The sequence below is a fragment of the Paenibacillus sp. JT22N12 genome (genome assembly GCF_056269365.1).
In genome coordinates this window covers 83,436-104,729 of the sequence record NZ_JBWDNU010000004.1, presented here as the reverse complement: position 1 = coordinate 104,729, position 21,294 = coordinate 83,436, and the positions used below count along the sequence as shown (strand labels likewise).

Here is a 21,294-nt window from a genome sequence, read left to right as displayed (position 1 = left end):
ATTCATTAAACAAAGTACGGCTGAATCTCAATCCTGTCTTGTATTCACGCAAGATCATCCTGATTTCCATATATTCAAGCCCGTACAGTTATCACTTTGGTCTGAATCATTTTAACTAAATTCAGCGTAAATTAATACCCTCTGAAATAATAAATTATGGATCAGACGAAAGCTTATCCATTCTGAATTTGAATAACCGGCTGCACCGTATTTCGGGCATTGTTTCAAAGCCCCTCTGCTTGAAATATCAGAAGAGCGCGCAGCTATAAAAGAAGGCCAGTCCACGACAGGACTGACCTTAACATGAAACTACCGGATGACTCTTTGCATCGTAAAAGTTTCAACTCTTTGCATTAAATTTTAACCGTTTCAGCCCAGATGCCGAATTTGTATATTTGAAATATCGCGCGACTGATACTGCTCCTCAAATACCTTCGCGGCCGCGTGGTCCAGCACAATATCAACATCCGGATGCAGCTGCACCAATGTGGCCGGAAGCTCCGTTGTGATGGGCCCAAGGAGCGACCTTGCGACAATATCCGCTTTGCCCTCGCCGACCGCGACAAGACAAAGCTTGCGCGAGCGCATGACCGTGCCCCAGCCGAATGTTACGGCATGCGTTGGTACGGCTTCGAGTGAACCAAACAGCGGTGCGTACAGCTCCCGGTTCACTGGAGCGATCGGTGTCACGAAGCTATGCGAAGGAAGGGAAGGAGCCGGCTCAATAAAGCAGATATGACCGTTGATGCCAAGGCCGATCAATTGGTAGTCAATGCCGCCGGAGGATTGGATAAACCGTTCCATCCTCTCACACTCCTCATCGGGGTCCGCTGCCGTTCCGTCCGGAATGAAGCGCTTCTTGGCTGTATGCGTGATCGAGTCAAAAAAATGCCGGTTCATATATGTGCTGTAGCTCTCGGGATGATTCTGGGCAATGCCGATCTGCTCGTCAGGATTCACAAATACGCATGGCTGAAAATCCAGGCTGCCCGCATTTTCTCTGCGGACCAGCTCCTGATATATCCCCGTTGTAAGCGGGGTATTTCCGGTGGTTAAGCCAATGACGGCATCCGGCTTGGCTGCGAGAAGCTCCTGAACCCGATCCGCTACAAAAGATCCGATCCTGGATGTTTGCATCCTATAGATGTTCATGCCTGCTGCTCCGCCTTTCTGACCTCTGCCCAGAAGTGGTCCAGCTCCTTCTGGGCGATTTCGCGCACAAAGCCAAGGGGCTCGCCCATCAGATCAGGCGCCCATTTGCGGCCCAGATTGGCATGCACGACTTCGTCTGCCCAGTCGTAATCCTGAAATTGCGTCATCAGCGGATGCTTGGCCTCATCGCGGCACCATTCGTATTCCTTTTTCTTCCCAAGGCTAATCATGGCCCCCTCCTCAATCCCGATGCTGAGCCAGGCGTACTTGGCGGCAGGGATTTTCTCGGCATTGATGTCATAGTCGGAGGTATACTGCGGGCGGGTCATCCATTCATAGCCGTCCTCCTCCAGCGCAGCCTGGCCAAACATCGCATGACGGGCCTCGTCCCAAATATGACGGGCAAGATCATAATAGAAGCTCCACGGCATGCTGCTCTGGGTGTAGAGCACGCCGGCAATCAGATCGCAAGCCGTCATCTCTTCCTGCCTGACGCGCATTTTGATGACCAGCTCGTTCAGAACGGGATCGGCAGGAGGATTCTCGACGCCAGTGCGGACCAGGGTGGTCGGCCCCATCCGGCGCGGGTCCCTTCTGGACTTGTCCGGAATCGCATACGGGGTGCCCGAGCGCCAGCGTCTGGGCACATCTGCAGAGCGTGGCAAATCGCCTGCTACTCCGCCGGCTGCCAGGAGCATGGTGCGCAGGACGCCGCAAAATTCCCGCTCCTCCCCTTCCTGCTCCGCTTGAGCGCGCAGATCTGCCAGAAGAGCAGCGGCCCATTCCAGCTGGGCTTCCAGATCGGCAGCCGCCTGACGTAGAAGCCGGATCGTAGGCTGATCTACGATCTGCTGCGTATTGTCCAGATGGAAGCGGAATGCCTCAAGCATCGCCGGCTTAATCACCTCATAAACCGCGCTTGCCCACTCCAGATCGGTCCTGGCCTGGACGAGCTCCTCCATCAGCAGCGTCAGCCGCGGATCAGGCTCCTTGCTCAGCACGGCGGAGGATGTCCGCAGCTCGGGAATGCGCCGGCGGAGCAGATCCGCCGCCTCGGCGTCCTCGTATAAATGCTTGCACATGCCCATGCGCAAGTTCCAGTCCTCGCGGCCCGGCAGCTGTCCCGCGGCGGTCCGCAGCAGCCCTTCATGCAGATAGCGGTACCGCTGAAGCACGGCTGCATTTCGTTCCACGCTGTAAGCGCCCACACGATATGGATTGGCAATTCCGGCAAACTTGATCACATCCCAGCTCCCCTTCCGTGATACGGATATCATTGATGAATCTAATGATGCCAAAGTCGGCCCCGCACTGTCGATAGAACGAAACGAACATATCATGGACAAATTTGACCATCCCTTATTTAAATAAAAAAGAGCGCCATCTGTCACGGCGCTCTTCCTTATTTACCATCGTATATGCTTAATCAGCTTAATCATTAATTCCCTATCGTCAGGATAGTCAGGCCACTCCCGGATCTCGCTGATGATCCGTTCCAGATTCGTATATCCTTTGGCCAATCCGTTCAAGCGGGCCGCAAGCGTCGAGTTGGCCAGATCCGTCCCGGAAGGATAGAGCGTGCCCAGCTTTTCCATGGCATCCGGGTACCTTTTCAAATAATATTTCTGATGTCTGTCCTCAGCAAGGTGAAACCCGGAATATGGGGCAATCCCGGTATCTGGCTCGCCTTTTCCCTGTCCCCCGCGCTTCTCAAGGACTTGCCGGATCGTTTGTCTCTCATTCTCATCGTTATAGAATAAGAGGGACATGTACTGGCGGCCTTTATAATCGTTAATATTCATCGGATTATGGTTGTTCCAGAACGTATCCAGGATTTCTCCGAACGGGAGAATAACAGGATCATAATCAATTTGCAGCGTTTCGGTATGATCCCCCATCTGGCGGTACGATGGATACTCCGAAGTGCCTCCGGCATAGCCAACGCGCGTCCTGACGACGCCGGGCATATGGCCGAATAAGGCTTCCGGACCCCAAAAGCATCCCATTGCAAGCGTTGCAGTCCGGATATCCTCATGCGAAGCAGCTGCAGCCAATTTCCTCCCCTGCACATCCCGATGACCCATTTGATCCATTCCGGCGCCTCCCTTACCATATGGATTTTAAACTGCCCACCTTGCCGCATTTCCAAAGTATTAGCTTCGCAACCGTCCAATATGCGGCATCGCTCTTATTTTCCAAGGGTACCTGATATAATAGAGAAAATAGTTACCTACCAGACTATACTCTATCAGGAGATTAATCGACCATGAAACCAACCGGTACCATAGATGACCTGCAATGGGAGCAGCTCATTCAGAACACCGCCAAATATTTTGATGATATCACGATCAAACGCGGTTTCCAATATTTCAAACAGCAGCGCGTCCTTGATTTTAAAATGCCCGACGCCGTGCATATTCAAGCCGTAGTTGAGGGAACTGAGGATTATTACGTCAAAATCAACCTGGACAGCTTGTCGGAAAGCCGCTGCGATTGTCCGGTCAACGGCAGCTGCAAGCATATGGTAGCCGTGCTTCTGCAATATGCCGACCTGCAGGAAAGGCCGATCCCGGCGCTCGCGAATGCGAGATCGTCGGCAGCGTCCGCACAACCAGGGAAAGCTTCTGCCGCTGCAGCCGGCCGCAAACCGAATCCCTCCGATGACAGAAAAGCCCAGGCCAAAGCCAAGTTAATGGAGCAGGCAAGCCGAATTGACAGCATGTCCGTTCCGGAGTGGCATGAGCTGTTTGAGCTATGTACCGCGGAGCTGTCCGACAACACCTACACCAGTCAATATGTGAAGGATGCATTGGCTTCTATCCGTAAAATAAAGCCCCCGCTCCCCCCTCTTGTGGAGCAGCTGTTCGGATTGCATGCCCACTTGTTCGTGCTTGGAAAGCTGATCAAGCAGTCGCAGAGCCAGTGGTCCGCCTACTATATGGGATTTCACACTCATGTTGCCGCTGATGATGTGCAGGAAGCGATTGTGCGCATCCTGTCAGGCGAGCTTGCCGGCACGGCCGGGCAGGAGCCGCAGAGTGGAATGGCAGGGACGCTGGCCTATCTGCGCAGGCAGATGCTGACGGAATCCCCGAAGCTCCATTACTATTCCAGACTCTACGATCTGCTGTGGAGGAACTGGCTCCACCCGGCCCGGGGCGATACGAAAATGTATGCAGAGGAATTAGATGCCCTCCAGACTGCCGCTCCCGAGCTGGGCGCTGCCCTCTCCAAGCTTCCCTGGATGCTGGCTCGATGCCGGATGCATTTCCTGATGAGCCAGGATCAGGAGGCTTGGGAGCTGCTGCGTGAGGCAGCCGCCGGCTTCGATGTCCGTCCCGATGATTTGTATCCTTTCCTGAGCGATCTGGCCGAAGCGGAGCAGTGGCAGCGCCTGGTGGATTGGCTGGCCGAAATCAGCCCGCTGCTGACCGGCTATCGCAGGGATGGCCTGACGCAGTATGCGGTCTACTGGGAGACGGCTCTTGAGCAGCTGCCCGATTCGGAGCCGTTGATGTGGCAGACGCTTGCCGGCATGCTTCCGTATTCGCGGGATATCTATGAAGAAGCTCTGCTTGCGCATGCCAAATGGCGGGAGTGGATGGATTATCACCTCAGCGCCGGCAGGGAGCCGCTGGATTTTCGCGTCAGCGTGTTTCAGCCTATTGAGAAGCATGCCCCGGAGATGCTCCTGCCCTTCTACCATCAGGCTGTGGAGCGATATATTATCCAGAAGAACAGAGACAGCTACAAGGCAGCGGTGAAGCTGCTCAAGAGACTGTTCAAGCTGTACAAAAAAACGAAGCAGGAATCGCGCTGGGAACTGTTTCTGGGCGCATTCACCGACCGCCACAGCCGTCTTCGGGCGCTGCAGGAGGAGCTTCGGAAAGGAAAACTGATTCCATGAGCATCTATATGGACACCATCACCATCCAGATCAGCTTGAGCGCGTATGGAGATGCGGTTATTTACGGATCAAGCGGCAATCATGATTTTATATCCGGTTTATCCCTGAAACAGCGCTTGTTCGCCTGGCATGAGGCTTCCTTCTATGGAACGGAGCTGTCCGTCCAGACCGTTCAGGGGATCGAGCTTGTGCTCCTTCCCTCCGAGTTTGTCATTCCCTTCTTTGCCGAACGCGAGCTGCTCGCGCATATCGAGTGGGTATGGGAGGGCGATGCGGCGCAGCTGATTGAGCTTGCCCCGATGCTTGCCGCCTGCATCGAGGAGAGGAAATATATACCGGGCTTATCCGCCTTCCAGGCCGGAAAACTCAATTGGACCTGGGATCGGGAAGCATTGGATGAGGAGACGCAGTCGGCGCTTGGGCAGATCAGCGCCGATAACGGCTTCAGGGACGGACTGCGCGCATCGTTCTCTTCCGCGGTATTTAACCGTTATTATGGAACCGAAACGACTGCGGCCGATTTGCGCAGGGAATTCCCGCTTCTGTTCGCCAAAGACCGCGCGGCCGGCTCCGGTCTGGACGAACGGGCGTGGCTGATTGCCATCGGATGGAAGGCGGATACCGCGCCATTCCGGCCTTTATTGCAGCTGCTTGAGCCGGAGGATGACATGGACGACGCCTCATGGAGTCTCAAGCTTGTCCTGCAGGACAAGGAGGATCCGTCGATACTCGCGCAAGTGCGGCTGACCCGGGATGGCGAAGCGCTCGGATCCTGGCCGGCTGTCTGGTCGGCTCATGTCTCTGACCGCTCGGCCGGCTGGCTGGCGCGTCTAAGCGTTATCCTGCCTGCGGATCGGCTATCTGGCAGCAGCGATGACCTGTTGAACAGCCCGCTTGCCGATGAAGCGGCCTGGCAGTTCCTGACGGCGGAGAGCCAGCAGCTGCTCGACGCCGGATGGCAGGTGCTGCTTCCCGCCTGGTGGGAAGCGGCCAGGCGGAATAAGCCCCGGCTCCGTGCCAAGGTCCGCTCCGGTGCAGGAAGTGCAGGCGGCTCCTTGTTCGGTCTGGACTCGCTTGTCGATTTTGACTGGCGCATCGCGATCGGCGACGCCGACCTCACCGAGGCGGAGTTCGCCGAGCTCGTCGCCCGCAATGAACGGCTGGTCCGCTTCCGCGGACAATGGGTCCCGCTGGATCCGGCTCTGCTGGCCCAAATCCGCAAGCTCATGGCGGGTGTGGACGGCAAGCAGGGCTTGTCCTTCCAGGATGTCATGCAGCTGCATCTATTGGGAAGCGTCGGCGGGGAGCAGGACGGCGAAGCGGAGGATCAGCCAGGGCATGCGGAGCGGGTTCAGCTTGAGGTTGAGCTTAATGAGCATCTTATTAAGCTGATCAGTCAAATCAGCCGGCAGTCGCAGTGGCCGACGCTCGCCGTGCCTGCGGGCTTACGGGCGGAGCTGCGGCCCTACCAGCATGAGGGCTACGCCTGGCTTGCTTTTCTGCGGCGCTTCGGGCTTGGCGCCTGTCTGGCGGACGACATGGGCCTGGGTAAAACCGTGCAGTTCATCGCTTATCTGCTGCATTTCAAGGAAACGACGGCCGATCCTGCCGACTACAGGCCGTCTCTGCTTATTTGCCCCACCTCGGTAATCGGCAACTGGCAGAAGGAATTAAGCCGCTTTGCTCCGTCTCTGCAGGTCGTGCTCCATTATGGGGGCAGGCGGCTTGGCGGCGATGAGTTTCATGAAGAAGTCAGAGCGGCGGATATCGTATTGACCTCCTACGCCACGTCAACGCTGGATCAGGAGCTGCTGCAATCCTTCACCTGGTCGACGATCTGTCTGGATGAGGCCCAGAATATCAAGAACGCCCAGACCAAGCAGTCCTCGGCCGTCCGGAGCTTCCCGGCCCGTCACCGCATTGCGCTCACCGGGACGCCGATCGAGAACCGGCTGTCGGAGCTCTGGTCGATTTATGATTTTATCAACCCGGGTTATCTGGGCAGTCCGCGGAGCTTTAACGACCGGTTCGGCAATCCCATCGAGAAGGAGCGGGATGAGCAGCGCACCGTGGAGCTGCAGAAGCTGGTCAAGCCCTTCATGCTCCGCCGGAAGAAGAAGGACCCGGCCATCCAGCTGGATCTGCCGGATAAGAACGAGATGAAGACTTACATCCACCTGACCACCGAACAGGGGGCGCTGTATGACCAAACCGTGAACCAGCTGATGGAACGCATGAAGGAGCTGGAGGGAATTGAACGCAAAGGCGCCATTCTCGCCGCGCTGACGCAGCTCAAGCAGCTCTGCGACCATCCGATGCTGCTGACGAAGGAGACGCTTCCGGAGCTGTCTGCCGCCAAAGCCGGACAATTGGACACGGAGACCTTGATCAGCCGTTCTTCCAAGCTGGAGCGCCTGCTCGCCATGGTGAGGGAGGTTAGGGAGGAGGGCGAGCGCTGCCTGATTTTCTCCCAATATGTCGGCATGGGGCAGCTGATGCAAATGGTGCTGATGCAGGAGCTTCAGGAGCCGGTGCTCTATTTGAACGGAAGCACGTCCAAAACCGCCCGCGACCGCATGATTGACCAGTTCCAGTCCCGGACACTGCCGGTTGAAGAACAGCCCAATGTGTTTATTTTATCGATCAAGGCGGGCGGGGTCGGCCTTAATCTGACGGCGGCGAATCATGTCTTTCATTTTGACCGCTGGTGGAACCCCGCCGTTGAGAATCAGGCTACGGACCGCGCCTACCGGATGGGCCAGACCAGGGATGTCCAGGTGCACAAGTTCATCTCTTTGGGAACGCTGGAGGAGCGCATCGACGAAATGCTGGAGAACAAGCAGCAGCTTAGCGATAATGTGATCACGACCTCCGAAGGCTGGATCACCGAGCTGTCTACCGATGCGCTGAAGGATTTGTTCACGCTGCGGCGGGACTGGATGGGCGGATAAGGCGGAAGAAGACGGATCAGGGAAAGCAAAAGCCATGCCTGGAGTCAGGCTGGCTTTGTTTATTCCTTCATGGAAGAGCCGACTTTTCATTTTTCTTCCAATGCACTTTTTATATATTGGGGCAATGCAAAGGACGCCTGGAAAATCTCAGGATTTATATATTTCGCATCCTGCCACTGCAGCCCGCTCAAATCCGCCTCCAGGGGATCCCATTTTTTTGAAGCGATCGTGAAGCTCCAAATTCCGCCGGGAAACGAGGGGATCGAGCAGATATACGTGTGCACGATGGGGAACAGCTTCTTCAGACTGCTGCTTGTCTTCTTTAGAATCCCCGAATAGTAGGGAGAACCGGACTGAAATACGGCAATCCCGTCATCAGTCAAGCTGTCATAAACATATTGATAAAATTGCGGCTTGTATAGACTGACTGCCGGGCCATAGGGGTCCGATCTGTCCACCAGAAGCACGTCATACATATTTTTTTGCTCCTGAATCCACTTATATCCGTCCTTTAATACCGTTCGAATAAGCCCTTCCCGCTCCTGGTCAGTCTCTTTTGTCATCCATGTCCGGCAGACTTCAATCACTCTCGGGTCAATTTCGACCACATCGATCTGCTGCACACTTTCATACTTCAGCGCTTCGCGGGCCGGCCCGCAATCTCCGCCTCCAATCATGGCCACTTTTTGGGGTTTAGGATGAGCGGCCATCGCGATATGCGTAATCATTTCGTTATAGATAAACCCGTCTTTGGCGGTAACCTGTGGGGTCCCGTCCAGAACGAGCATACGTCCGAATGCCTTCGTCTCGACGATACTGATTTCTTGAAACGGGGAATGCTCATAGTGGAGCAGCGATCCGACTTTATATCCGATTTCCATATCGAGCTCGGGAAGATCGTCCCATAACCACAGCTCCTCATTCTCTTCTTTGTGATAGCCGGTCAGCGAATACTTATGATTCGTCATTCTTTCATCTCACCCCTCTCATTTTTTCATGCGATCCAGCAAAAGCCCGTCCGATCCGTTGTTTTCACCCGTAACAAAGTCCTTCATATAATACGAAAGGTATGTGCCATATCCGGTATCTGTTTGATGCAGCAGTTCGTCCACAAAATAAACACCATCAGGAATATCATCAAGCAGCATCGCGGATATGGCCCCATAAATCCCGCATGCTACCTGAAAATAAGTGGCATTAGTCTTGTATTCGGAAAAAATGCCGGCATTGCTCATGACATTGTACATGTATTGTTCCTTATCCTTATAAACAAGCAGCACGCCTACCAGATCCTCACCCTCCAGCGCGGCATCCAAAGGGTCCAGCACCTTATGGTTCCAATTCCATAAATCGTTCGCATTGTCGAGATTGGCACGGATCAGGTCCGTCGTGTGGTCATTCACCCGGTAAATAAAGCCAACCTCCATGTCATAGGCTTTCCCAAGCGTGATCACCTCTTCATGCGGCATCAAACAGCCGTAAAACTGCTTGCTTCCAAGCGCCACTTTAAACTCCAGCTCGTAAACAGCGTTATAGAGAATAAGGGGCATATGCTGCTTCATAAACATCGGATAGTTCAATATCGCCTCATCCAAAAAACATTCGGGGGACCATGTGGTATAAACCGTCTTCTTCTTCACCTGAGTCAAATCGCTAAAGAACGAGTTGTCATGCTCAACGATATAGCAGCCGAGAGGCACTTCGCCAGGATTCTGTTTCATCATCTCGAGGGCCATCCACTGCACCACGCCGGGATTCATTCCGGAGCCGATGATCGCCTTCGTATTGGTGAAACGCTCTCTATTGTCCTGAAAAATACGATACCGCTCCAACAGTGTAAATCCTTCAAGCTCTTCGCTATCGTCCACCATTGTATTTTCAAGCGCGGTGTTGATATATCGAATGCCCATTTCATTGCAGCAATCCAGCATTTCGACTGTGTCTGCCCAGGAAATATCAACGACGAGCGTCGTCTTCGTCTGGATCAAATGCTGACGGAACAGACTCAAATCCTTCAAATCGAACTGATGCAGGGTAACCGCGTGTTTCAGATGAGGAATGAATTGCTCGTAGTACTCCATTTCCTTTTGCTTCAGATCGATCAAATGAATATGAACACTGCCGATAAACGAGTGGATGGGATCATCGGCGTCCTGAAACGATTTGTCCAATATAGCAAGAATGGATTTGGCCACACCTCCGGCGCTGCCAAGCAAGCTGAGAGTTAATTTCTCCAAATCTATCAACTCCTTTTAAACCAAGATATTCCTGTTTAATAGAAGTCGATCTAATCCAATACCCATTTCATGAATTTATTTTTGTGGCCCGCCGGGATACAACCATATCCCCATGAAAAAGGCTGCCCTCACGGCGTTCTTGCGAACACTGGAGAACAGCCTTTCTTTGCTAATGGTTCCGGGAAGATAAAAATAATATAATAGCCATTTCGCACATACTCGTCTCGGCGCACCGGAGACCCGATGAATTTAAGCTTCGTTTTTTCTGGATGTCAGTTTGGACTGAGTAAATTGAAGCAAATAATCATAGCCGCCCGCCTTGGAATCCGTTCCCGACATGTTAAAGCCGCCGAACGGGTGAACGCCTACCAAAGCGCCCGTGCATTTGCGGTTGATATACAAATTTCCGCAATGCATTTCTTCAAGCGCACAGGAAATCCTCTGCTCTTCGCGTGAAAAGAAAGAGCCTGTCAAACCGTATTCCGTATCGTTATACATGTTGATCGCTTCTTTCCAATCCTCCGCTGCCGCAATCGCCAGAACGGGACCGAATATCTCCTCCTGCATGATACGCGCTTCGGATTTGACGTCCGCGAACACGGTCGGTTGAATATAGAATCCGTTGCCTTCCGCCTTTTCTCCGCCGACGACCAGCCGCCCTTCTTGCTTGCCGATTTCAATATATTCCAAAATCTTGTCATAGGATTTGCGGTCGATAACCGGACCTGCGGGGTAATTCTCTTCCGGAAGCCCGATTTGCAGCTTTCTCGTCAAATCGGCTACTTTCTCCAAAACTTGATCATAAACGGATTTGACGACGATGGCGCGCGAGCCTGCCGAACATTTCTGTCCCTGGAAGCCGAAAGCCGAAGCGACGATAGCGGAGGCGGCTTGATCCAAATCCGCCGTCTCATCCACAACGATACCGTCCTTCCCGCCCAGCTCGGCTACGACGCGTTTAATCCAGATTTGACCTTCTGCCGTCCCCGAAGCAATATGATTGATTCGCAAGCCAACTTCCTTGGAGCCCGTAAAATTAATGAATCGCGTTTGCGGATGAGAGGTGATATAATCGCCCACTTCCGCCCCGCTGCCCGGAACGAAATTGATGACGCCCGCAGGCAATCCGACCTCTTCCATTAAAGCCACAAACTTGTGCGCAATAACCGCGGTAGGACTTGCCGGTTTCAGCAGGACGGTGTTGCCGCATACGACTGCCGCGGATGTCATCCCTGCCAGGATGGCCAAAGGAAAGTTCCATGGAGGGATAATGGCGCCGACCCCCAGCGGAATATACGTTAACCTGTTTGTTTCCCCGCTGAGCTTCGTCAAGGGCCGAAGCGTATTGATTTCACTCAAGCGAATCATTTCTCTTGCGTAAAAATCCAGAAAATCGATGGCTTCCGCCGTATCGGCATCGGCTTCCGGCCAGTTCTTCCCCGCCTCCAATACCATTAAAGCCGAAAATTCATGTTTTCTCAGGCGCATTAAATCCGCTGCGTCAAAAAGGTATTGCGCACGCTCGACGGCAGGCGTCTTTTTCCAGCTTTCGAACGCCGCAACCGCAGCGTTCATAGCACGCTCGACCAATTCCACCGAAGCTTTGCTCACATGCCCGATGACCTCATCCAGATTGCCCGGATTTATCGAGATGTTTTTTTCTGCTGTCATCACCTTTTCGGCACCGATGAACAGCGGATATTCGCCGCCCAGCTGCCCCCTGACTTTGTCCAGGGCGGCTTTCATCGCACGGTGATTCTCCTCTAATGAGAAATCGGTAAACGGTTCGTTGACAAAAGAAGTACTCATGCTGTTTTTCATCTTCCCACGCTCCTATTTTTGAGGATTGTACAAACAAAATGATTAGGATAAATCAGATTATGCCGTCCGACTATAGACTGTTCAGTATATGTCCTATATTGAACACTTTTGTATCTTTATTGTACATTGTCATACAATATTTGTATATGAGTTTGTTTGACCGCTTTCTATAAAACCGCGGCCGCTATGCTGTCTTTCCGCGGCATAATTAGACTTCCATCCTTTAGTCTATGCCCTGCCAAGCGCAAAGAAGCCTGCCCCCTTTTTGGGGCAGGCTTCTTTGCCGGAACAAGCACAAGCTTACATTCAAAACTTGATTCCGTATTCCTTCATTTTGTTATAAAGCGTTCCTCTGGAAATACCAAGCAGCTTGGCGGCTGCGCTTTTATTCCCGTAAGCCTTGTGCAGCGCTTCGTAAATGATCGCATTCTCTTCCTGATCGGTCAGTCTCGCTTTCAGGAAAATATCTCCCTCTTCAATCCTGCCGTTATCGTGCTGGAGCTCCGAGACCAAACCTTGAGGTAGATGTTCTATCGATATGGCGCCGCCATCGCCGAGTACAACAATTCGTTCTACGACATTGCGCAGTTCCCTTATGTTTCCGGGCCAATCGTAATTCATCAGCGCAGTCATGACATCCTTGTCGGGTTTGGGAATAAGTTTATTGTACTGCAATGAAAATTCCCGCAAGAACGCTTGGACAAGCTCGGGAATGTCCTCCATTCGTTCACGCAGGGGCGGCATTTCAATCCCCATCACATTTAATTTATAATACAGCTCCTCCAGAAAATAACCCTCCTCCATCCGGGATTGCAAGGAGGCGGATGCCGTCGCAATGATTCGGGTATCCGCTCGAACGGCTTCCTCCCCGCCGATCCGGAGGAAGGAGCCGCTTTTTATAAATTGCAGCAGCTTCAGCTGCATGTGAGGCGGCATCTTGTCGATATCCTTCAGCAGGAGGGTACCTCCCGCCGCCAGTTCGAGCTTGCCCGCTTTCCCTTGGTCGCCTTGACTGGTAAACGCTCCTCCCTGATAACCGAACAATTCGGTTTCCAGAAGTCCTCCCGGAAGCGCTCCGCAATGAATCGTAAGGAAGGAAGCGTCCTTCCCCCCTGCTCCGTCATGGATCGCCTGCGCCAGCATTTCTTTGCCAGATCCCGCTTCGCCTGTCAAAAGAACGGGCGTATGAACGCGGGTGAATTTCTTCGCAAGCTCCAAAACGCGTTTAAACATAATCCCCGAACCGATAATGGCGGCAAAAGACCGGTCCTGCTCAACCATTGCGGGAACAGCGGAATAAAGCTCTTCGTTCAAACGGACAATCCGGGTAATGTCCTGTTCCGTGGCGATACCGCCAATGATCCTGCCGTTTTCCATGATAGGGGAAGCGCTGATCAGCACATGGGTATCGGGGGTCGGCTGATGATAAACCTGCCGGACGGGGCGCCCCTCATCCAATACCCGTTGGAGCATAATCGACTCCTGGTCAAAATGCTCGCCGATCTTCCTGCCGATGATCGTTTCCTTGCGAATCCCGTAAACCTGTTCTGCCGCCTGATTCCAATAGATCACTTTTCCTTTTTGGTCAACTGCCGTTACAGCTTCATTGACCGTCTCGACCAATGCGATAAAATAAGAGGTTAACCGCCGCTTCTCATCTATCAGGCATTCTGCGATCCTGCGGGCAGTTGTCACGCCCCGAATCTCCGACGGATTTTCTCCTATCAGGACAGGCCTGTCCGAAGTCAGTTCCAGTTCCATAAGGCGATTCAACGGACAAATGGGCGATCCGGGAGATTTCGTGAATTTGATCCATTCCCGCAGCTGCATCTTTGGATCCGATAGTTCCAGCAGTACGGATTCACTGTCGGCTACAACATACGCGAGCTTATCTATAAAGACGACAAAACGGTTTTGTTCCAGCAGCACCTGCACTTCCGTCAAGGAGATCTCCTTCTCGATCAGGACAAAAGACGAATCAATATACAACTGTTCAAAATTGAACATGTTCGATAGTATCCTTTCCTTCGTGACTCTCTTTATTAACTTATCACAGAAGGGAAATCAATTCCAACCCGATATGCTTGAAGAAACCATCCCGCAACTCTAATCCTTAAGAAGCGAAAACATGCCGTATGCGTTCCACCGCCCATTGCAAATCAGCCTCCGAAATCACAAGCGGAGGCGCGAGACGGATAACCTTCTCATGCGTCTCCTTGCACAGCAGCCCGGCCTGCTTCAGCCTCTCGCAATAGGGACGCGCAGGTCCGGCTGTCTCAATCGCAACGAACAAGCCCCTGCCTCGGATATCGATGATGTCGGGGTGGTGAAGCTGTCTCAGCTTTGCAAGCAGATCTGCACCGAGCGACAAGGATCTATCCGCCAGCTGCTCTTCCTCCGTTACCCGCAGTGCCGCAACCGCAACCGCGCTGGCAAGCGGATTGCCGCCGAAGGTCGAGCCGTGCGAGCCCGGCTCGAATACGCCGAGGATGCTGCTGTCCGCAGCAACGGCCGATACCGGGAACACGCCTCCTCCGAGAGCTTTGCCCAAGATGTAAACGTCGGGAACGACCTCTTCCCAATCGCATGCGAACCGCTTGCCGGTGCGGCCGAAGCCTGTCTGGATCTCGTCGGCCATCAATAGTACGCCCCGCTCCCGGCACAGCACTGCCGCTCCCCGCAAATAGCCGTCCGGCGGAATAACGATCCCCGCTTCCCCTTGGATGGGCTCGACCAGAAACGCAGCCGTATTCGGCGTGATCGCCTTCTCAAGCGCCTCCAGATCCCCGTAAGGAATGATCTTGAAGCCGGGAAGGAACGGACCGAAGTGCTCGCGATATGCAGGCTCCGAGGAGAACGAAGTGGCGGCGAGCGTACGTCCGTGGAAGTTGCCCTCGCACACGATAATTTCCGCCTGGTTATCAGGAATCCCCTTCACCCGGTATCCCCAGCGGCGGGCTGCCTTGACGGCAGTCTCAACCGCCTCCACTCCCGTGTTCATCGGCAGCATCGTATTTTTGCCGGTCAGCTCTGTCACCAGCTCCATCAGCTCTGCCAGCGGCTCATTATAGAAGGCACGCGACGTTAATGTAACGAGATCAGCCTGACGCTTCAAAGCTTCGATAATCCGCGGATGCCTGTGTCCCTGATTCAGCGCGGAGTAGCCGCTCAGCATATCCATATACCGCCGCCCTTGCTGATCCTCGACCCATACGCCCTCCGCTTCGGCAATGACGATTGGCAGCGGATGATAATTATGAGCTCCAAGACGCTCCGTAATGGAGATTGTGTCCCTGACCTGTTTCATTGTCGTCCCCTCTTCCTTACCGTATTGAATTTATGTGCACGCCCTGCTTGCTTACCTCTTCCGTCTTACTATATGTGTAAAATAAAGACTTGAGACAGAATAATAAGCAAGAAGAACCGGCTCCGCCGCCCTCTGAAGGCCCCGTTGGTTTCTTCCCTTAGACTTTATAGAACAAGTATAGGAGTGAAGCTTATAAACTCTATAAGCTGCAAAAAAAGGGACGCCTGTTCGGCATCCCTTTCGATCAATCGGCGGCAGCGTACATTTGATGCAATCCCCAAGAACTATGCCAGGACAGCGGGCATCTGCTTGTTATGGACGCCAGCGTTCAGCTGGACTTTATCTTCTTATAATGAAGAGAGAGGCTCAGTCGATCAACCGGTGCTGATACCACTTCTTCCCGGCAAACCGCCACAGGAAGATGGAACCGCGCACTCCCCATTCACAGTTCATAGCAAGCCAGATGCCGATAATTCCAAAGTCCAGCACAATGCCCAGAATATAACCGAGCACAATCCGGAACAACCACATGGACAGCATGGCGACGATAGATGTGAATCTTGAGTCGCCTGCTGCCCGAAGCGCTGACGGCATGATGAAGCTGATCGACCAGAGCGGGATTTGGGCAATGATATTGATCAGCACGATCGTAAAGATATCGTCCACGATCTCGGCAGGCGGATGAAACAAACTGACAAGCGGCCCAAACAAGGGGAGAATGATTAAACCCATCAGGATAAAGGCAAAAGACGACAGCCAGAGGAACGATTTTGTAAATTTGCGGGCGTCCTCGATATTGCGTCTCCCCATGCATTGACCGACCACTGTGATCAGCGTAATGGTCAAGGCATTGGAGGGAATTTGGGACAAGCCGGCGAATGAAGCGCTGATGGCATTGGTCGCGATGGCGAAAGTGCCGAGACCGACAGTGAATACCTGGGTTAAAATTTTTCCGCCATTGAAAAACATCTGCTCCGCCGCAAAGGGAAGACCGACGAACAGGATCCTCTTGAGCATGACCGCATTCACATGAAGCATATCCCGAATTTGAATGTGCAGGGTGGTGCTCATCTTCAACAAGAAGAGGATCGCGCAGACTGCGGCCAGATAACGGGCAATGTTCACCGCAATGACCATTCCATGCACACCCATATGCAGGAAGTTGATAAAAACAATGTTGAGCAGCACGTAAGTTAAGTTCATGAACAAGGAAAGGCCCAGCGAAGCCCTGCTCTTCCCGATCCCCCTGAGCGCGCCGCAGACCGCCTCCACGATGGCAATTCCAACATAGGACATACTGCTTCCGACCAGATAAACCTTGGCATTGGCGAATACATCCTCTGAAGCCGCTCCGAACAGCAGATTCAGAACCGGATGGTGAAACACGATGATAAACAGACTGATGGTCAAGGCCAACAACGAAACCGAGGACACGGAGCTGGCTGCAGCTTTGGAAACCATCAAATCATTGCCGTTTCCTTTATACTGCGCAACCACAACCGTTCCTCCGGTCGATACGGCGACGAAGACCCCGATCAGAAACATATTGAGCGAATCAATCATATTGACCGCGCTGATCGCCGCCACGCCTGACGAGCTGATCATAGCGGTATTCACCAGGCTCAGAGATACGATGAAGGCCTGATCAATCAGAATCGGAATGAAAAGGGCAATAATTTGACGATAATCGATTGATTCTCCGGACAAATGCTTCTCCAGGAAGCCCTGCGTCCGGATTTTCAATTGGGCTTGATTCAACTCATCACATTCTTTTTGTTGGATTAAGAAGAAGCTTGCTGGCGCCCGTGCCCGTTCTGGGCCGCTTTGCACTTTCTTCCCTCGTGATACGTGCTTATATTTAAAAAAACCCTTCACGTAGAAGAGCTGCGCTTTTAGGCAATATGCAGGAATGATATAAATATCGATGCGTGACCCTCGCACGCTTTTTCCTCTGATAGATGCTATCACTGGGTGAGAAGTCTGTCAACGTAAAATATGCTCCTCTTTTGGAAATGAAATACGGCCCGTTTCTTGAATAGCTGTAGGACAGCATCCTGACCCCAGCCTGCCAGCTCATATATACACAGCAAAAAACGGAGCTGCACTATCACAGGACTCCGTTTTTTCACCGTTTATATTCGATACCATGTCTAACCTAGCACTTCTGCAGCGATTGCAGGGCAATCAGCGCCGCCCCATAGGCCGCATTGCGGGCAGGCTTAAGGACCGTGATCCGGGGAAACTCCGCCTGGACGAGCTCCGCAAGCCTCTCATACACATAATGAATATGAGTGAAAACACTCCCGTTTGCCACAAGCGTTATGTCCCGATTCTTAAAATGGAGCGTATGAATGAGTGTTGCCGACATCAAATAAAGCTCGTTCACCGCATCATCCAAAATCCGCTTCGCCCTGCCGTCCCCCGCCAGATGAGCCTCGGACACAACTTTGGCCAACGAGGCAATCTGCGGCTTGCCTGCGGTCTTATACACATATTGAAGGAACAGCTCTGGCCGCTCGATGCCAATCTCCTTCATAATCATCGGGAGCAGCAGGGTCGGAGCCTCACGGCCATCATAGCTGCGGATAGCTGCTTTAATGGCATTAATGCCAATGTCATAGCCGCCGCCTTCATCTCCGATCAGATGCCCCCAGCCGCCGGCACGCGCGCGGTTGCCGCTCAAATCCCGGGCGAATCCAAACGATCCCGTTCCTGATACGAGCGTGATTCCCTCTTGCTTCCCGCTTCCGGCAACAAGCACAGCCTCTGCGTCATGAGTAATGGTAAGACTGCCCGTCACCCCACATTTTTCAAACACGCCGCTCAATACCTGCTTCTCATAGGGGCGGTCGACACCGGCACTGCCAAGACAAAGCGCGGCACAATCAGCTATACTCCGTCCCGAGATCTCCGCCGTATGGTCAAGCAGCTCGCTCAGCTCCCGCTCAACCTCTTCCACGCTGGTCGCATATATATTAGTCGGCCCGCCCTGCAGCTCAAACAGCTGATTGCCGTCCAAATCCATCATATGCAAAATGCTCTTGGTCCCTCCGCCATCAATTCCAATGACGTATTTCATTTGTCCATCCACCTACCTGCCCTGCGCCGACCGGGCTCCTGCAATTGCTTTGGTGACAAAGCCATTCGCCTCCTCAAGATACCGAGACGCCTCCGACTTGCTTAAACCCGTTTCTATCATCACGATTGCGGTCTTCACATGATTGCCGGCATCAAGCAGCTTGCGCTCCGCCTCTTCGGCCGTTGCGCCTGTTGCCTGCATCAAGATATTGCGCGCCCTCTCTTGCAGCTTCTGGTTGCTCACATGAAGATCAATCATTAAATTCTGATAAACCTTGCCTCTTTTGATCATCGATGTCGTCGTCAGCATATTAAGAATCATTTTCTGAGCGGTTGCCGCCTTGAGCCGCGTGGAGCCGGTCAGGACCTCAGGCCCGACCTCCACTTCAATGGCTATATCCGCATACTTGCCCAGGATTGAATTCTTGTTGCAGGCCACCGCTGCGGTAAACGCACCAATTTGCCTGGCATATTGCAAGGCACCTTTGACATAGGGCGTTCTCCCGCTCGCGGCCAATCCGACCAGAATATCTTTTGCATTCAATTGTCTGCTCTCTAAATCAAGCGCGCCTTGATGCTCATCGTCCTCGGCCCCTTCGACGGCAGTCACGAATGCCCCTTCTCCGCCGGCAATCAACGCCTCAACGGTTTGAGGATCGACGCCAAAGGTAGGCGGAATCTCGGAAGCGTCAAGTACGCCCAATCTCCCGCTTGTTCCGGCTCCAATATAGACCAGTCTGCCGCCCTGCTCCAAAGCCTTCACAATCTTGGCGATAACGGCCTCTATCTCAGGCAGTGCTTGCCGAACCGCTTCAGCAACCTTGCCATCTTCATCATTCATGATATGAATAATCTCTTTGATGCTTAGTTCGCTTAAGTCAAGCGTTCGTTCATTGCGCTGCTCGGTCACAAGATGCTGCAATGTGTCCATAAAACATTCCTCCTGTAGTCTTTCCCTGTCGTTGTGTTTACTTGACCGCACCAGCCGTCATCCCGTCCATGAATTGCTTGGATGCAATGATGAATATGACAATCATCGGCAGCGAAGCAAGCGTAAGCCCTGCGAATAAAGTGCTCCAATCGGAAGCATATTCACCGAACAGGGACATCATTCCCACAGGAATCGTCTTCTTGATCTCACTTTGGATAAAGATGAGCGGGAAGAAGAAATCATTCCAGGCGGTTACAAAATTAATTATCATGACGGTGCCCAGTGCCGGACGCATTAACGGCAGGATAATACGCCCCAGAATTTGCATATCGGTACAACCATCGATCTTGGCCGCTTCCTCCAGCTCCCTGGGCAGCGTTCGGAAGAATCCCGTTAGAATCATAACGCCAAGCGGAATTCCCATAGCGCTGTAAATCGAGATGAGCGACCAGGATGAATCGATGAAGCCGATATCCCGCATCAATAAAAATAAAGGTACAATTCCTAATTTGATGGGAATCATCATGCCCAGCAGAAAAATAAACATTAGCGCCCCGTTCCATTTAAACAACGTTCGCGCAATATAATAGGAGGCCAACGAGCATGAAATCAGAATAATAAGGACACTGATTCCCGAAACGAAAATACTGTTCCATAAAAACCTGCCGAATGGAAGCTGGTCAAGCAGATTCGCATAAGCGGCAAAAGACAGCTTCCCGGGAAATGCCAAAGGTTTCTTGAATATCTCAATAGTAGTCTTTAATGAGGAGGAAACCATAAGAAACACCGGATACAGACTCAGGAAAGCAAACAGATAGCCGATTCCGTACTGTACAACTCGAAGCGATACGCTTGGTCTCATACCTGGTTCACCTTCCTTGTCAGAGCCAGGAAAGCGGCTGAAATAATAGAAATAATTGCGAACATGACAACAGCAAGCGCTGAACCAAGTCCGATAGCAACCGAGTCGCTGGATGAGCCCCCGAATGCCGTACGGTAGAAGAACACAGCCATTGTATCGGTTGAATAGTACGGTTCTCCCATCGAGCCCTGCATCGCATAGATAAGCTCAAAGGCCTCGAAGGATTGAATAAAGGTAAGCACCGTAATCATAATAATGGGCTGAATCATCAAAGGAAGAACGATGGTGCGAATCATTTTGAGTCCTCTGACGCCGTCCAGACGGGACGCTTCCATCACCTCGACAGGAATCGATTGCAGGCCCGCCAGAAAAATAAGCAGAGACAACCCGACTCCGAACCAGGAGTTTACGAAAATAATCGAGAGCAGAGCGGTGCCCGGATCGCCCAGCCAGGCCATTGTCCATGAATCCAAACCCAATTTATCAAGAAGAACGTTAACCGTTCCATATGTCGGATTTAAAATCAATTTCCATAAAAACCCCACCACAATGACGGATAACAGCCTTGGCAGAAAATAAGCCACTTTGAGAAAGCCCGAGCCTTTAATCTTCTGAAACACAAGATAGGCAAGAAGGAAGGCAATACCGTTCTGGACAACCATCTGTACGACAAAATAGATGACATTATGTTCAATCGCATTCCAAAACATCGTATTGAAAGGCTCAAGCGTAAATAAGTTTTTAAAGTTCTGAAGTCCGATAAAACCAAGCCGCTGAATGCCTTTCCAGTCATACAAGCTGTACGAGAACGCTGCGCATATAGGATAAATAATGAACAGCAAATAAATGGCGAGGGCTGGAATCGGGAACAGATGAATGGACCATCTGTTTCGTTGAAGTCGTTTCGGTTTGTCGGCCATAGAAAAGCTTACACCTCGCTAACATGAATAGAACAAGCGGCAGCCCCGAAAAGTAAGCACCGCCAGCGGACTTATATCCCCACATGTCGGGACTTTATCTTCCGGGGCTTGCCGTCAATGTCGAATCA

General features: G+C 52.5%; 15 protein-coding genes. 2 read left to right on the top strand and 13 right to left on the bottom strand.

Translation table 11 applies throughout. The features are described from left to right. Positions 1-369 precede the first annotated feature (369 nt). The 3 genes from AC0YOA_RS16130 to AC0YOA_RS16120 form a co-directional block, all read right to left on the bottom strand. The gene (locus tag AC0YOA_RS16130) at positions 370-1,152 is read right to left on the bottom strand and encodes a glucosamine-6-phosphate deaminase (RefSeq protein ID WP_475787462.1); all 783 of its coding nucleotides are present in this window, start codon (positions 1,150-1,152) and stop codon (positions 370-372) included. Next, the gene (locus AC0YOA_RS16125) at positions 1,149-2,396 is read right to left on the bottom strand and encodes a hypothetical protein (RefSeq protein WP_475787461.1); all 1,248 of its coding nucleotides are present in this window, start codon (positions 2,394-2,396) and stop codon (positions 1,149-1,151) included. Before AC0YOA_RS16125 ends, AC0YOA_RS16130 begins: the two co-directional genes overlap by 4 nt. Before the next feature lie 162 nt (positions 2,397-2,558). Beyond that, complete coding sequence (locus AC0YOA_RS16120; protein WP_475787460.1) at positions 2,559-3,245, bottom strand: peptide-methionine (S)-S-oxide reductase MsrA; 687 nt, start codon at positions 3,243-3,245, stop codon at positions 2,559-2,561. Positions 3,246-3,418: 173 nt separating this feature from the next. On the opposite strand from AC0YOA_RS16120, the gene AC0YOA_RS16115 reads away from it, so the two are divergent. Next, positions 3,419-5,059, top strand: a complete 1,641-nt coding sequence (locus AC0YOA_RS16115; RefSeq protein WP_475787459.1) for an SWIM zinc finger family protein — start codon at positions 3,419-3,421, stop codon at positions 5,057-5,059. Then, positions 5,056-8,010 (top strand): DEAD/DEAH box helicase, encoded by a 2,955-nt coding sequence (locus AC0YOA_RS16110; protein ID WP_475787458.1) that lies wholly within the window; start codon positions 5,056-5,058, stop codon positions 8,008-8,010. The genes AC0YOA_RS16115 and AC0YOA_RS16110 overlap by 4 nt, the downstream gene beginning before the upstream one ends. 86 nt (positions 8,011-8,096) lie before the next feature. On the opposite strand, the gene speE is transcribed toward AC0YOA_RS16110, so the two are convergent. The 10 genes from speE to AC0YOA_RS16060 form a co-directional block, all read right to left on the bottom strand. After that, positions 8,097-8,978 carry a polyamine aminopropyltransferase gene (gene speE / locus AC0YOA_RS16105; protein ID WP_475787457.1) on the bottom strand — a complete coding sequence of 294 codons (882 nt, stop codon included), beginning with the start codon at positions 8,976-8,978 and terminating at the stop codon, positions 8,097-8,099. An 18-nt stretch (positions 8,979-8,996) separates the two neighbouring features. After that, positions 8,997-10,253 carry a Rossmann-fold NAD(P)-binding domain-containing protein gene (locus AC0YOA_RS16100; RefSeq protein ID WP_475787967.1) on the bottom strand — a complete coding sequence of 419 codons (1,257 nt, stop codon included), beginning with the start codon at positions 10,251-10,253 and terminating at the stop codon, positions 8,997-8,999. A 243-nt stretch (positions 10,254-10,496) separates the two neighbouring features. Continuing rightward, positions 10,497-12,068 carry an L-glutamate gamma-semialdehyde dehydrogenase gene (gene pruA / locus AC0YOA_RS16095; protein WP_475787456.1) on the bottom strand — a complete coding sequence of 524 codons (1,572 nt, stop codon included), beginning with the start codon at positions 12,066-12,068 and terminating at the stop codon, positions 10,497-10,499. 306 nt (positions 12,069-12,374) lie between these two features. Further along, on the bottom strand, positions 12,375-14,075 hold the full coding sequence (locus tag AC0YOA_RS16090; protein WP_475787455.1) for a sigma-54 interaction domain-containing protein: 1,701 nt from the start codon (positions 14,073-14,075) through the stop codon (positions 12,375-12,377). 106 nt (positions 14,076-14,181) lie between these two features. Beyond that, positions 14,182-15,375: an ornithine--oxo-acid transaminase gene (locus AC0YOA_RS16085; protein WP_475787454.1), complete on the bottom strand. Its 1,194-nt coding sequence runs from the start codon at positions 15,373-15,375 to the stop codon at positions 14,182-14,184. A 366-nt stretch (positions 15,376-15,741) separates the two neighbouring features. After that, complete coding sequence (locus tag AC0YOA_RS16080; protein WP_475787453.1) at positions 15,742-17,133, bottom strand: MATE family efflux transporter; 1,392 nt, start codon at positions 17,131-17,133, stop codon at positions 15,742-15,744. Positions 17,134-17,530: 397 nt separating this feature from the next. Then, a complete protein-coding gene (locus tag AC0YOA_RS16075; protein ID WP_475787452.1) occupies positions 17,531-18,454 on the bottom strand; it encodes a BadF/BadG/BcrA/BcrD ATPase family protein in 924 nt (307 codons plus the stop codon). Between the two features lie 12 nt (positions 18,455-18,466). Next, the gene (murQ, locus tag AC0YOA_RS16070; protein WP_475787451.1) at positions 18,467-19,384 is read right to left on the bottom strand and encodes an N-acetylmuramic acid 6-phosphate etherase; all 918 of its coding nucleotides are present in this window, start codon (positions 19,382-19,384) and stop codon (positions 18,467-18,469) included. Between the two features lie 37 nt (positions 19,385-19,421). Further along, positions 19,422-20,246, bottom strand: a complete 825-nt coding sequence (locus AC0YOA_RS16065) for a carbohydrate ABC transporter permease (RefSeq protein ID WP_475787450.1) — start codon at positions 20,244-20,246, stop codon at positions 19,422-19,424. Beyond that, entirely contained in the window at positions 20,243-21,166 is a 924-nt protein-coding gene (locus AC0YOA_RS16060) for a carbohydrate ABC transporter permease (RefSeq protein WP_210045054.1), read from the bottom strand. The genes AC0YOA_RS16065 and AC0YOA_RS16060 overlap by 4 nt, the downstream gene beginning before the upstream one ends. Positions 21,167-21,294: the final 128 nt, after the last annotated feature.